This window comes from Nostoc sp., assembly GCF_036917755.1.
GTDB lineage: Bacteria > Cyanobacteriota > Cyanobacteriia > Cyanobacteriales > Nostocaceae > Nostoc.
Genome location: NZ_JBALFC010000150.1, coordinates 1 through 14369, shown reverse-complemented (window position 1 = coordinate 14369; position 14369 = coordinate 1). Strand labels below are relative to the sequence as shown.

General features: G+C 49.5%; 11 protein-coding genes and 3 pseudogenes. 9 read left to right on the top strand and 5 right to left on the bottom strand.

Annotated features, from left to right (window positions below; genetic code table 11):
- Window positions 1-15 precede the first annotated feature (15 nt).
- The 4 genes and pseudogenes from clpB to V7L05_RS34920 form a co-directional block, all read left to right on the top strand.
- A pseudogene (gene clpB / locus V7L05_RS31565) lies at window positions 16-2298 on the top strand (ATP-dependent chaperone ClpB); the annotation flags it as partial.
- Window positions 2299-2403: 105 nt separating this feature from the next.
- A complete protein-coding gene (locus V7L05_RS31560) occupies window positions 2404-2964 on the top strand; it encodes an HdeD family acid-resistance protein (RefSeq protein WP_334720334.1) in 561 nt (186 codons plus the stop codon).
- 186 nt (window positions 2965-3150) lie between these two features.
- Entirely contained in the window at window positions 3151-3276 is a 126-nt protein-coding gene (locus tag V7L05_RS31555; RefSeq protein WP_335170143.1) for a hypothetical protein, read from the top strand.
- A 10-nt stretch (window positions 3277-3286) separates the two neighbouring features.
- A pseudogene (locus V7L05_RS34920) lies at window positions 3287-3699 on the top strand (hypothetical protein); the annotation flags it as partial.
- Here the strand turns inward: V7L05_RS34920 and V7L05_RS31545 are convergent.
- The 5 genes and pseudogenes from V7L05_RS31545 to V7L05_RS31525 form a co-directional block, all read right to left on the bottom strand.
- Window positions 3678-3797: pseudogene (locus tag V7L05_RS31545) on the bottom strand (ATP-binding protein); the annotation flags it as partial. The pseudogenes V7L05_RS34920 and V7L05_RS31545 overlap by 22 nt on opposite strands.
- A 182-nt stretch (window positions 3798-3979) precedes the next feature.
- The gene (locus V7L05_RS31540; RefSeq protein ID WP_292817902.1) at window positions 3980-4381 is read right to left on the bottom strand and encodes a response regulator; all 402 of its coding nucleotides are present in this window, start codon (window positions 4379-4381) and stop codon (window positions 3980-3982) included.
- Window positions 4382-4602: 221 nt separating this feature from the next.
- On the bottom strand, window positions 4603-4986 hold the full coding sequence (locus V7L05_RS31535; protein ID WP_292739929.1) for a response regulator: 384 nt from the start codon (window positions 4984-4986) through the stop codon (window positions 4603-4605).
- Window positions 4987-5194: 208 nt separating this feature from the next.
- The gene (locus tag V7L05_RS31530) at window positions 5195-8437 is read right to left on the bottom strand and encodes a PAS domain S-box protein (RefSeq protein WP_335170141.1); all 3243 of its coding nucleotides are present in this window, start codon (window positions 8435-8437) and stop codon (window positions 5195-5197) included.
- A 75-nt stretch (window positions 8438-8512) separates the two neighbouring features.
- Window positions 8513-10459: a response regulator gene (locus V7L05_RS31525; protein WP_335170139.1), complete on the bottom strand. Its 1947-nt coding sequence runs from the start codon at window positions 10457-10459 to the stop codon at window positions 8513-8515.
- 215 nt (window positions 10460-10674) lie between these two features.
- Here V7L05_RS31525 and V7L05_RS31520 point away from each other — a divergent pair, with 215 nt between their 5' ends.
- The 5 genes from V7L05_RS31520 (at window position 10675) to V7L05_RS31500 (ending at window position 14317) form a co-directional block, all read left to right on the top strand.
- Window positions 10675-10878, top strand: a complete 204-nt coding sequence (locus V7L05_RS31520; protein WP_335170137.1) for a hypothetical protein — start codon at window positions 10675-10677, stop codon at window positions 10876-10878.
- A gap of 81 nt (window positions 10879-10959) precedes the next feature.
- On the top strand, window positions 10960-11538 hold the full coding sequence (locus tag V7L05_RS31515) for a response regulator transcription factor (RefSeq protein WP_335170136.1): 579 nt from the start codon (window positions 10960-10962) through the stop codon (window positions 11536-11538).
- A 91-nt stretch (window positions 11539-11629) separates the two neighbouring features.
- A complete protein-coding gene (gene fdhA, locus V7L05_RS31510; RefSeq protein ID WP_335170134.1) occupies window positions 11630-12826 on the top strand; it encodes a formaldehyde dehydrogenase, glutathione-independent in 1197 nt (398 codons plus the stop codon).
- 29 nt (window positions 12827-12855) lie between these two features.
- Window positions 12856-13251 carry a response regulator gene (locus V7L05_RS31505; protein ID WP_335170184.1) on the top strand — a complete coding sequence of 132 codons (396 nt, stop codon included), beginning with the start codon at window positions 12856-12858 and terminating at the stop codon, window positions 13249-13251.
- Between the two features lie 133 nt (window positions 13252-13384).
- On the top strand, window positions 13385-14317 hold the full coding sequence (locus V7L05_RS31500; RefSeq protein ID WP_335170133.1) for a cyclic nucleotide-binding domain-containing protein: 933 nt from the start codon (window positions 13385-13387) through the stop codon (window positions 14315-14317).
- The last annotated feature ends 52 nt before the right edge of the window (window positions 14318-14369 follow it).

The window sequence follows — 14369 nt, the reverse complement described above, 5'->3', positions numbered from 1 at the left end:
CTTAATAGGTAAGATTTAATACTTGCCTTTGCCAAAGACGATCGCTTTGGTAAAGGGTTGTTTCAAGAATTTAGACTGGATGAAAAAAAACTCCGCAACATCATTCAACAGATTCGAGGGAGTCAAAAAGTGACAGATCAAAACCCGGAAGTTAAATATGAAGCGCTAGAAAAATACGGACGCGATTTAACCCAATTGGCACATGAGGGCATACTCGACCCAGTGATTGGACGAGATGAAGAAATTCGCCGCACGATTCAAATCCTTTCTCGTCGGACTAAAAATAACCCCGTGCTGATTGGTGAACCCGGTGTCGGTAAAACGGCAATTGTAGAAGGATTAGCGCAGCGCATTATCAGTGGTGATGTCCCGGAATCATTGCGCGATCGCAAACTAATAGCTTTAGACATGGGTGCGTTAATTGCCGGAGCCAAATACCGGGGAGAATTTGAAGAACGCCTGAAAGCTGTCTTAAAAGAAATCCAAGAAGCACAGGGACAAATCGTCTTGTTCATTGACGAAATTCACACTGTAGTTGGTGCGGGTGCAACGCAAGGATCGATGGATGCTAGCAACTTGCTCAAGCCGATGCTTGCTCGCGGCGAACTGCGCTGTATTGGTGCCACCACGCTAGATGAATATCGCAAGTACATTGAAAAAGATGCGGCTTTGGAACGTCGTTTTCAGCAGGTGTATGTCGATCAGCCCAGTGTGGAAGATACCATCTCAATTCTGCGCGGTTTGAAAGAGCGCTACGAGTTACACCACGGCGTGAAGATTTCTGATAGTGCGTTAGTTGCGGCAGCTACTCTGTCTGCGAGATATATTAGCGATCGCTTCCTACCCGACAAAGCTATTGATTTGGTGGATGAAGCTGCGGCTAAACTAAAAATGGAAATTACTTCCAAACCAGAAGAATTAGACGAAATCGATCGCAAAATTCTGCAACTGGAAATGGAGCGGCTGTCACTGCAAAAAGAAACAGACAGTCCTTCCAGGGAGCGGTTAGAACGCATAGAGAGAGAACTTGCGGAGTTAAAAGAACGCCAAGATGCCCTCAATGCTCAATGGCAAGCAGAGAAGCAAATCATCGATCGCATTCGCCAAATTAGACAAGAGATTGAGCGTGTCAATGTAGAAATTCAGCAAGCCGAACGCGATTACGACCTCAACCGAGCAGCGGAACTGAAATACAGCAAACTCACTGAGCTGCAACGACAACTAGAAGAAGCCGAAGCGCGACTAGCTCAAATCCAGACTAGCGGTAAATCTCTGTTGCGCGAAGAAGTCACCGAAGCTGACATTGCCGAAATTATCTCCAAGTGGACGGGTATTCCGGTGAGCAGACTGGTTGAATCGGAAATGCAAAAACTCTTGCATCTGGAAGAAGAGCTACATGAACGTGTGATTGGTCAGGACGAAGCTGTAAGAGCTGTTGCCGATGCAATTCAACGTTCCCGTGCTGGGTTGGCAGACCCGAATCGTCCCATTGCTAGCTTTATTTTCTTAGGCCCGACCGGGGTGGGAAAAACAGAACTGGCAAAAGCTTTAGCGGAATATCTGTTTGATACCGAAGATGCACTGGTGCGGATCGATATGTCCGAATACATGGAGAAACACGCTGTTGCCCGTCTCATCGGTGCGCCTCCAGGTTACGTGGGCTATGAAGAAGGCGGACAACTCACCGAAGCGATTCGCCGCCGACCTTATTCTGTAATTTTGTTTGACGAAATTGAGAAAGCTCATCCTGATGTATTCAACGTCCTGCTGCAAATCCTGGATGATGGTCGCCTAACTGATTCTCAGGGACGCACAGTAGATTTTAAAAATACGATCGCGATTATGACCAGCAATATTGGTTCAATATACATTTTGGATGTGGCAGGAGACGATAGCAAGTACGAACAAATGCGCGATCGCGTCATGGAAGCAGTGCGAGAAAGTTTCCGCCCCGAATTCCTCAACCGCATTGATGAAATCATTATTTTCCACAGCTTGCGGAAGGACGAGTTGCGCGAAATTGTCAAACTACAAGTGCAGCGTTTAGAGGAGCGACTGCGCGAGCGTAAACTCTTGCTCAAAATCTCCGACGAGGCTCTCGATTGGATTGTTCAGGTCGGTTATGACCCAGTTTACGGTGCTCGTCCCCTGAAGCGGGCGATTCAGCGAGAACTAGAAACTCCGATTGCCAAAGCGATTCTACGCGGCGAGTTCCACGAAGGCGACACAATCTACGTCCATGTGGAATATGAACGACTGGTGTTGAAGCGCTTATCACCTGAACTGGTCAATGCTTAGAGGGGGCAGAGGAACACAAGGGAGAGACAACTCTTGGAAAGACTTGGGTTAATCGCGTCTCTCTTTCGAGATTTAACAACATATCAAAACATTTTTGGAAAAGCTATGACTTCTGAAGATTTTAGAGAAACCAGAACAAATTCAGCATTGGCAATTGTCTTGGGTGTTTTGATGATTCTGCTGGGAATTGCAGCGATCGCAGAACCATTTATTGCCACTATTGCCATCACAATCGTATTCTCCTGGACTTTAATTATTGCTGGCATCGTCCGAATTGTTCATGCATTTCAATCACGTCACAAACGAGGCTTCTGGACAACACTAGTAGTTGGTATTCTATACGTAATTGGTGGGATTTTGTTGATTAGCAACATCTTTGGTGCTGCACTCTCTCTCACCTTAGCTTTTGGATTTATCATTTTTATTGAGGGTGTATTGGAGGTGATTGCAGCATTTGAAATGCGTCGAGATCCAAACTGGGGTTGGGTACTATTTAGCGGGATCATGGCTATTATTCTAGGGATTTTTATTCTCTATCAATGGCCTGTCAGCGCAGTTTGGGTATTGGGAGTATTTGTAGGGATTAATTTTTTGTTGACGGGTGTTTGGATGATCATGCTTTCATTAGCTTCTCGTAGTCTTCCTGACCATAGGGCAAGAGTTTAAAGCAGTTATCAGTTATCAAAGTTTGAGTTGGGGTCTAAATCTCCAACTCAAACGTAGCACGCAATAGTGGTGAAGAACTTTGACTCCCAACTGAAAAACAGTTTACTGTTAACTATTTACTAATTTGTTGAAATAACTTTCGGTTTTATTGGTGAGCTAGTGCTGCCTCACTGAAATAAGGATAATATGATTACAACAGATAACAAGCACGCTGTTGGAGTATTTACTAACCGTAAAGCAGCGGAGCAATCAGTTAATGAATTGAAAGCCTCAAGCTTTCCAATGGAAAAAAACGGCAGCTTACAAAATTAAGCACTTACTCGACAACGACTATCCCGATAGCGACAAAATCATTTTAGTATGTGACCAGTTAAATACTCACAAACTTGCCTCTCTATATCAAGCATTTGAGCCGTCTACTGCCCGTTCTCTGGTCGAACGTTTGGAAATTCACCACACTCCCAAACATGGGAGTTGGTGAGCCAGTGCGTTGGGCGGGTTCCCCGACTTGAAGCAACTGGCGAACCCGAAGGGCTCAATATCGCTGAAAACGAATTGTCCGCAATGACCCGACAATGCCTAGATCGTCGCATTCCTGATCTTGAAACTTTAGAACAGGAAACAACGGCTTGGTATATTCAACGCAATCATTCACAAAAATCTGTAGATTGGCAGTTCACAACAGCGGATGCCCGTATCCGTCTCAACCGTCTTTATCCACAAATAGCAAATTGACAGACCACTAGCTCACTCTGTACTTGGATCGTGCCTTGATGAGCTTGTACGATCGCCTGTGCAATGGCTAATCCTAGTCCAGCCCCTCCAGTATGACGCACCGTAGTTCGGTGCGGTTGTCATGGTCGTGGTCTTCGCTCACTACCCAAAAATATCCCCCATAGGGGAAGAACGTCGCTAAAGACACGACTGGGTGCACGATACAGTCAGTTAATTTACAGCCTTTAGTTTTAGTCAGTAATCTGCCAGGATAAAGTAAAGAGTTTTCTGTAGGCAAGGCTTACTGAGTGTCCAGATTCCAACCCAGAGCAGCGGCGATCGCCTGATGCAACGTGAGCGGTTCAAACGGTTTGGCAATCGTTCCTTTAACCCCTCGTGCTTCATATTGCTGGGGTTTGGGCAATTCAGCCTGTGCGGTCAAAAACACCACTGGTATAGACTGCGTTTCCGGTTTAGCCCACAGTGCGTCCAGAAACATATAGCCATCCATGTCTGGCATCATAATGTCCAGCACGATCCCATCCGGTTGTTCAGCGATCGCCTTGAGTAGTCCTTCTTCTCCCGATGCGGCGATAATGACTGTCCATTGGGTTAATTTTTCCAGGCAGGTTTGCACCACCCGTTGTAAATCGGGTTCGTCGTCAATTAACAAGATGCGCTTTGATGCAGAGATTGCCGTCATCGTCTGTAACTGGACTATGCCATGTCTCTCGGAATAAAAGACCCTAAGTCATTGAAGACTAAGGATTTGTGTAAAAATAACCTGAACAATTTTTGTGTGAAAGCTAGATTTAGCAAGCTATTCCAAATAAATTTTGTACAACTTATTTTTACATGATGCCTAACAATCTATGAAAGGTCAATAATTTAAGGAAATTCTGAGGAAATTCTGAGCGATTAGCATCACCACCCCAATTGCTCAATAATCTGATCGGCAAGCAGCAAGACACTGAAAGGCTTCAGGATAATTCCGGCAATGTCAGCGGGGTTGAAGTCTAGCGAATCCTCAGACGGATTGGTTGCAGTGAACAAGATGACCGGAATTGCCTGCGTCGCCAGATTGTTTTTCAAAGTTTGCAGCAGAGTTAGTCCATTTCCATCCAACGTTAAATCAAGCAAAATCACGTCGGGCTGCTTACCTTCTGCCTGTGTCAGTCCTGCCTGTATAGAGTCAGCGGTAAGGATTTCCCAACCCTTGAGTCGTTCAAGCGTGACCTTGACGATGCGGCACAGGTCAGGTTCATCATCAATCAAAAGAATGCGTCGATTGGCATCGGAAGAAGACATAACATTTAGAAATATTCCCTACACGTAGAAATACTCCCTTTTTGTAATAATATGTCTTTTGGACACAGTTTGTATTGGAAACAATCCCAAGCTGCTGGCGTACTGAAGCTCTAAATCCCAACCTAGAGTAGCAGCGCCCAATGCAACGTCAGTGGGTCAAATGGTTTGGCAATGACCCCGCTCACTCTCCGGGCTTCTGGTATGAACGCTACGGAGTTGGCAGCGTGAAGTAAAAGGTACTGCCCTGTCCTAGTTTGCTCTCTGCCCAGATGCGCCCACCGTGCTGTTGCACAATCAGCCGACAGATCGACAGCCCCAAGCCCGTACCGCCCTTTTGGCGAGAATCAGACGCATCGACCTGCTGAAACCGTCCAAAGATGGTGTCTATCTTCTCGGTTGGGATGCCCCGTCCCTGATCTATCACCCTAAAGAAAACCTGTTGAGGTTGGGGTTCCGCAGCCACAGAGATGATAGTGCCAGCAGGAGAGAATTTAACGGCATTGTTGATTAAATTCACTAACACTTGGATCAACCAGTCGAAGTCTGCCCAAACCTGAATCTCTGAAACGGATGACTGTAGGGTAATCTGGTTCGCCTCTGCCAAAGCTCGCACGTTCGAGAACGCTTGTTGCACCAACACCGTTGGATCGCACCACTGTCGTTTTAGGTCTACCTGCCCTGATTCCAGTCGGTTCAGTGCCAGAATGTCATTGACCAGGCGCACCAGTCGCTCAATGTTGTTGTTAGCAATGCCCAGCATCTCTTTCGCCACTGCGGGGTCGTTGTCGAGAATACCTTCTGCGATGAGTCCCAGGGCACCGCGAATGGAGGAGAGGGGGGTACGAATTTCGTGGCTGATAATGGAAATGAATTCGCGCTTCATCTGCTCCAACTCGCGCTGCTTGGTGACATCGCGCACCATCATTAGTCCGCCGTTGGGGGTATCGGCGCCATCGTGGAGGGGCGAATAGCGGGCTTCGATCCATTGGCGTTGCCCGGTCGCAGGGTGGGTAAAGTGAAAATCAAAATCTGTAGCGCTTTCATCCCGGACGGGATGAAAGCGCTGCAATGTTTTAGCGTCTAGCAAGGCAGAAAACACATCTGTGCCGCAGGTGCCCACGACAGCTTCTTGCGGGAGTCCGGTAAGTTGCTCCATTGCAGGATTCCAAAGTGTGCAACAGCCGTGGGTATCAAAAGCAACGATGCCATCGACGCTGCTGTTGATCAGGTGGAGCGATCGCTCTTGTTCCTGCCGCAGGGCAGTTTGCAGGCGCACGATGGGAGTAATGTCGCGCCCTTCGGCAAGCAGCCAGGTGACATGATCCGCGTCGTCGTCGTAGATCGGTTTGAGGGAAAAATCGAAGGTGTGGAGTTCGCCAGTGGAGGCGGGAACAATCACGTCCTGGCGGAAAAACTGTCCGGTGGCAGCCTCAGCCACTGCCGTTTGGATAAACGCCTGAAGTTCGGCAGTTGCCTGCCAGGAGGGAAATTCCCACAGCGGTTTGCCAATCACAGACTCCCATTTAACCTGAGCAAAGGTGAGCGGATTCTGATTCACTTCGATCATCTGTCCATCGGGGGTGAGCAAGCCGAGAAACTGATACATTTGGTCAAACACGGCTCGGAATTTGGCATCACTTCGTTGGAGGGCAAGTTCAGTGCCTTTGCGATCGGTGATATTGGTAAACAGGATGGCAAAGGTTTGGCTTTCCTGCCCACCGACGCGAAAGGCGCAAACATCGAACCAACGATTCATCACGTCCGAATGGTTCACAAAGCGCACCGTTTCACCTGTTAACACCACGTTGCCATAAGTCTCAAACCAATGTTCTTCAAGATTTGGCACCAGTTCACGCATTGTTTTGCCCGTCGCATTCTGAAGCCCGGATTGTTGCTCAAACATCGGATTGATTTCTAAAAAGCGGTAATCCACTGGCTTGCTGTTTGCGTCAAACTGCATTTCGCACAGGCAAAAGCCTTCGTCAATGGACTCAAATAGACTGCGATATCGTTCTTCGCTGGCGCGTAATTCAATTTCCGCCCGTTTCCGCTGGGTGAATTCGACCCCTTCTCCTTCCACAATGATCTCGACGACCTGATCCGTGTCATCCTTCAGTCCGGTGATGGCATAGGTGGCATACTGTAAATCCCCGTCCGCTGTGTGATAGTCTACTTCCCCGGTAATGGGACCGCCGCCGCTAGCAACCTCGGCAATGCCCTGCCGCCAGCGTTCCTGCATCAGTGGGAGTTGATTGAACCACGGTGCCTCCCAGAATGGACGCCCGACCACTTGCTCACGTAGAACGCCGGTTCCCCTTAAGCAGGTGTTGTTGGGTTCGATGACCCTGCCGTCGGGGCTGAGAATTGCCATGAACTGAAACTGTTGATTGAAGACCGCCTTGAAGCGCCGTCCGCTCTCCTGTAGTGCCTCCATTGCCTGTTTGCGTTCGGCTTCGACGCGCTTGCGATCGCTGATGTCACGGGCCCACCCGGTCACTAATTCCACACTGCCGTCAGCGATGACCGGACTGAAGATGTATTCATAGTAGCCGCTGACGCCAAGCGGGCTAGTGTAGGGGACTTCGCCAGTAGCAGCTTGCTGCGTGTCGAAAACCTGCTGGATTTGCGCCTCCAAAAGCTCAACTAAATCGGGCGGATAGTCCAGTTCGGACAGGGTTTTCCCGACAGCTTCATCCTGCGTGATTCCCCATAATCTTTCTAGACTCAGATTCACATATCTGAATCGCTTGCCCTTGTCAAAGGTGAAGATATTGTCGGTGAGGGCTGAAAGCGTCGTCTCGAACAGGCGCGATTGTCGTTCGAGCTGTTCGGCTGATTCGCGTAAGGCTGCTGCTGTTTGTTTGCAAACGACTTCGACGCGCTTCGCTTCGGTGATGTCCTGCAACAGCGCCATGAAATAATCAACTGAACCATCCTCACGACGCACGCATTTCACTGAAATAGTGCTATCAATCACTCTGCCGTCTTTACAAATCCACCGTTTGTCTAACGAATAGGTGTCAATTTCCCCCGCTACGACCCGATTGAACTGAGCCACATCGGCAGCGAGATCATCTGGATGGGTGATCTCTGCCCAGTTCATTTGCAACAATTCATGCCGTTCGTACCCCAATATCTGGCAGATATCATCGTTGACCTCCAGACAGCCTTTGGTCGGCGAGGTGATCGCCATGCCGATCAGTCCGAGTTCAAAGTAACTGCGGAAGCGTTCTTCGCTCTCGCGGAGGGTGGCTTCAGTCGGTCTGCAATCCTGATCTGCTCGTCGTCCCAAGAGATAGACTGCTACCAACAGGGCAAAGCTGATGCCATAGGCGCTGCCCATCAGCCAGGTGAGATGGAAATAGGCAGCAATGCCTGTGAGGAGGATGAGGGCGATCGCCAATCCTAACCCTACGTTGATCAGCCGCTGTTGTATATGGAATTGAATCATGGCGTTTTCCGTCGGGTGAAGGAAACTGTAGGGTGGGCACTGCCTCCAGGATAGCATTGACGGACAGTTTTACTCTCATTCAGAACTTGTGTGGACATGGTAGCTCCTTGAATGGGAATCCGAGAGTCGTCCCAATCGCTTCAATATTCGCGGAATTAAATCAGCTTCGACGATCGGCTTCAAGACATAATCATCCGCCCCTACTGCCAGTGCCCGATGCAGAGTATCGGCATCAGAATGAGCGGACAGGAACAACACGGGTAGCTGACTCCAGCGCGGATCATTACGCACCACCTGACACAATTCAATCCCACTGAATCCCGGCATCGAGACATCCAGCAATAGCAAGTCGGGAGTCGTGGCTTCCAGGAACTGCCAGAACTGGCTGGGGTCTGCCAGCGTCGTCACCTGAAAGCCCCAGGGTTGCAGGTTAGCTTGCAGCAGGCTCAATAAGTCCAGATCGTCATCCACAATCAGCAGTTTGGCAGTCATGGTGTCAATCCGGTTGAGCAGTTGGGTGATCACTTGAAACACTTCAGCGGGCGTGGCAGGCTTTTGCAGAAAGGCGTTGGCTCCCAGACGAGTGGCTTCCACGCGCATCGTCAAATCGCCCTGTCCAGTCAGCATCAGCACTGGCAGGGTGGGAAACTGGCGCTTCAGTTGTGCCAGCAGGGTCAAGCCCGTTTCAGTCGTGTTGGGAAAGGTGAGATCGAGCGCGATCGCAGCGGGTGTGAAATGCTGAAGCCGTTGGCGGGCAGTGGTGAGGTCAGTGGCGGTTTCCAGGTGAATCCCCCAGTGTGGAGCATCTGACTGCATTCGTTCAATCAAGTCGGTGTCATCGTCGATCAGCAAGACCTGAAGGGTGTGGGGTGTAGGGGTGTAGGTGGGCGATTGCTGGATGGCTCGTCGGAGTTGCTGAAGCAATGATTCTAGCTGAGCTGCTGCTTCAGATTGAACCAGAGCCGTTGGCTTTCTCAGGGCGTGTTCGATCTGACGAGCAATCTCTGCCGCCTGTGGCAAACCAAATCCTCCCAAAGAGCCGATTAGTCGATGGGCGACGGTATGGGCGTGCTGCCGCTGATCGGAGGCGAGGGTGTAAGTGGAAAGGTGGGAAATTGCTTCTTCCAGCACTGCCAATTGCCCCTGCAACCGCTCCTGAAATTCCAGCCACATCTGCTGAATCGCTGCTACTGCTTCCGCTTCTGCCTCGGTGGGAGATAAGGGAGGTAAGAGCGGTGAGGAAGGTGAGGAAGATGACGGGGGTGAGGAAGGTGAGGAAGGTGAGGAAGATGTTGCTTCCTGATCTCCCCCATTTTCCCTATCTCCCCCATCCCCCTCATCCTCCTCCGGCACCGATCGCAGCCGATATCCCAATCCGTATAGTGTTTCGATCGGATCGGGATTCAACCCTGCCTTCTGGAGTTTTCGCCGCAATCCACGAATTTGAGTGGTCACCGCTTCTTCACCTGGGTATTCGTCAATTGACCAGACGCGATCAAGCAGCGTCCGGCGGTCAAAAATCCGGCGCGGGTGTCGCAAAAATAGCTCCAGCAGTTTGTATTCTTTGGGTGTGAGATGCAGGGGTTTGCCTTGACACGTCACATCACAATGGTTGGGGTCAAGCTGCAAACTGCCCCAGCAAAAAACTTCGGTTAATGCCGTGCTGCTCCTTCGCAACAACGCCCGAATCCGGGCAAGCAGTTCCGATCGCTCGTAGGGTTTGGTCACATAGTCATCCGCCCCTGCCTCAAAGCCCGCGACTCGATCTTCTAGATTATCCTTTGCGGTCAGTAACAAAATGGGCACCTGCTGATTGTGCGATCGCAATTGGCGACAGAGACTAATGCCATCTACTCTCGGCAGCATCACATCCAGCACAATCAGGTCATACTCAGTCGCCTCAGCCAGCGCCAAAGCTGCTTGTCCCTCAATCGCTGTATCGACCGTAAACTGCTGCGCTACCAGGGAAGCCGCCAGGGCAGCAGCCGTATCTTGATCATCTTCAACGATCAGGAGCTTCATACGATCCCTCATTCAGGCAATAGAATCTAGTATTACAGAAGTGACCCGAAGCCGCTTACGTTCGGTTGTAATTAGTTACTTTTTATTGCCTTCCTCGCAAAAAACTTAAAAAATTAAGTCCCATGGCACTCCTCGATCACTTTCGACCGCCCTTGAGCACTAGACGGCACTGGCATAGCTTTCACAATGCGTGGTCAACCTATCTTTCAGACAGCTTGAACCAGTCGCTTCCAGAAGGCTATTTTGCCGAGCCAAACGCCCAATTCGGCATCGAAATCGATGTTGCGGCGTTCAGTGAGCGGATTCCAGTCAATCCATCACACCCAAATGGAGAATTGCCTGAATGGATTCCCCAAGCGCCTACAGCAACCCTGCCGTTCCAAATCTGTGTTAGACAACGCATTCCTGAATACCCGTAATGGAGCGACTTGAAACACAATTTCCTCAGAAAGCCCTTAGATTTCGCCTCTAGGGTGTCAATTATCAGTGAGGATACTTCTATGACATTACCTTCATTATTAAGCCAACAAGATGATTTCGAGCAGTTAAAATCTGCGACTCCAATTGATTTTGGCTCTCTCTTCATCTGGAAGGTCGTTTCAATTGCATTGCAAAACCAACCAGATAGGTTGCTTGAAACCACCGATGAAAAACATCTCCTGAACAACACAACAAAATATAAACGTCATGATCAGTCGTTTTCTAGACTGCCTCAATCAGACTGCAACTTTGCTTTGAACGGTGCGTTCATTGATGTTGCTCAAGAAGTTGCTGGGCTACTTCAGCAATCTCAACCCTTTCATTCTGAGGGCATCATCAACCATTCTGCTAAGACGATCGCCATTCGAGTGATCGAGCCAGAGTACAAGCAAATCATTAACGTTGAGCCGTTAACTGAACGGGAGCGAGAGGTGTTGCAACTGATTGTTGACGGTCTCAACAACCTGGCGATCGCCCAGAAGCTTTACATCACTACGGGTACGGTGAAAAGTCATGTTCGCAATATTTTGAAGAAACTCTGCATTCATAACCGCACTCAGGCAGCAATTCGAGCACTGCGTGCGGGTCTTGTCCACTAACAAACAAGAATGAATTAAAAATTAAAAGTGGCTGCCAGCCTGGGGTTCCCATTTTTAATTTTGCATTGTCTGAAATCAGGAGAAACAAATCATGTCAAGCAATCGTGGAGTGGTTTATTTGGGTTCTGGGAAGGTCGAGGTGCAAACTATCGACTTTCCCAAACTCGTTGATCCGCGCGGCAACAAATGCAATCACGGCGTCATTCTCAAGATTGTTTCCACCAATATTTGTGGCAGCGACCAGCATATGGTGAGAGGACGTACTACAGCGCCAATCGGCATGGTGCTGGGTCATGAGATCACGGGTGAGGTGATCGAATGTGGGAGCGACGTTCAATTTATTCAGCAAGGGGATCTAGTTTCTGTGCCATTTAACGTGGCGTGTGGACGCTGCCGCAACTGCGAGGAACGTCATACAGATGTGTGCCTGAACGTGAACCCGGATCGCCCCGGTGGTGCCTATGGATACGTTGATATGGGCGGATGGATTGGCGGTCAAGCAGAGTATGTCATGGTTCCCTACGCCGATTTCAATCTCCTGAAATTCCCAAACAAGGCTCAAGCAATGGAAAAGATCCCGGATCTGACCTGCCTGACTGACATCTTGCCCACGGGTTATCACGGTTGTGTGACCGCAGGAGTCACAAGTGGCTCAACGGTATACATTGCTGGTGCAGGTCCGGTTGGTCTGGCAGCCGCCGCATCAGCACAGCTATTGGGAGCGGCTGTCGTGATTGTTGGAGCAGGCAACCCAGCTCGCTTAGCTCATGCTAGAAGTATCGGCTGTGAAACGGTTGATATCTCCAAAGATGCCTTGATCGCCGAACAAATCGAACAAATTCTCGGTGTGCCGGAGGTCGATTGTGCAGTCGATTGCGTCGGCTTTGAGGCGCACGGGCACGGCAAAGACTATGATCCGAAGAAAGGTGTACCCGCGATCGTATTAAACACCATGATGGAAGTCACTCGCGCTGGCGGAGCGGTGGGTATTCCTGGATTGTACGTAACCGAAGATCCGGGAGCAGAGGACGAGGCAGCGAAGCTCGGTAATCTGACCATGCGCTTCGGGTTGGGTTGGGCAAAGAGCCTTTCGTTCTACACAGGTCAAACCCCTGTCAAAAAATACAACCGTGGCTTGATGATGGCAATTCTTAACGACAAGATCCAAATCGCTAAGGCTGTCAACGTTCAAGTGATTCCCCTAGACGAGGCTCCCCAGGGCTACCAAGCGTTTGACAAAGGAGCCGCCAAAAAATTTGTGATTGACCCCCACGGCAGCTTGAAGTAAGTCGCTTGGAGCAAGGGAGGAATCTTGCTATGAATGCTCTCAGTGGTCTCCGTGTCCTAGTCGTCGAGAATGACGAAGATAATCTGATGTTACTGTCGTTTGTTCTGATGGAGGCGGGAATGGAGGTGATCAGAGCCTGCTTAGCCTGTGAGGCATTCACGTTATTGGCAGCCAAACCAGATCTGCTGATCAGTGAGGTTCGGTTGCCTGAGGAAGATGGCATCTCCTTAATTTGCAGGATACGGAAATTATGTCCAACGCAGGGAGGACACATTCCGGCAATTGCACTCAGTACCGATGTTGCTCAAGAAACTCAACATCAGGCGTTAGCAGCAGGATATCAAGCATTTATCACCAAACCCTTTGATATAGATGAGTTGCTATGGATGGTAGCTGGCGTTAAAGCCGATAGGCAATGCCTGTAATTTTGAACTTGTTGTTTTGAAATCATTAACTGAATTGAGGAGAAGTAGATTTTATGGCTAACAAAAAAGCGTCAACTGAAAGTGGGGAAAGGTGTCGTCAATTGTATCGTGATCAAGAACGAGGATTTCAATCATGGCATTAGAGCATCACCCGATCGCGTTTCCCAAACTCGACGATGAACAGATCGCGGCATTGGGCAAATTCGCCAAACTTAAAGCATTTCAGGCAGGCGAGACACTGTTTGCGGAAGGCACACCGGATTACCAATTCTTCGCGATCAAGCGTGGCGAAGTTGCGATCGTCGATCGTTCCTCTGGTCACGACCAGATCGTCACAATCCACGAGCCAGGGGAGTTTACGGGGGATGTGGATAGTTTGACAGGTAGACCGGCTGTTGTTAGGGCGATCGCCCACTCCAACTGTGAGGTGTATGAGATTGCAGCAGACGATCTACGACGGATTTTGAATGAAATGCCACGACTGAGTGATGTCTTACTCCGGGCATTTCTGATGCGCCGTCAGTTGCTTGAGGAATCCGGCTTCGTAGCCGTCAGGGTGGTCGGTTCACGCTATTCCCCTGAAACTCATCGAATTCGCGAGTTTCTGGCGAAAAATAAGGTTCCCTTTACCTGGATCGATCTGGAAAACGATCCTCAAGTTGACACACTGCTGACACAGTTCAGGATCAGTGAAGATGAAACCCCAGTTGTGATTTGCGGCAACGATAAGCTACTGAAAAATCCTTCGATGGCTGAGTTGGCTGACTGCCTCGGCATTAAAAAACCGATCGAACACACCATCTATGATTTGGTAGTCGTGGGGGCGGGTCCGGCGGGGTTGGCGGCAGCGATTTACGGCGCATCGGAGGGCTTGAAAACCCTCGTATTGGACAAAATGGGTCCGGGTGGGCAGGCGGGCACCAGTTCCAAAATCGAGAATTACATGGGCTTTCCAACGGGTCTTTCCGGCAGCGATCTGGCAAATCGAGCCGTGATCCAGGCTGAGAAATTTGGGGCTATATTAACCAGTAAACCAAAAAGTTTTCCCAAAAGGGCGAACCACTAGGGATACAGGAGATATCACCAATAAATGAATACAGAGAAGCAAGTATTATAAA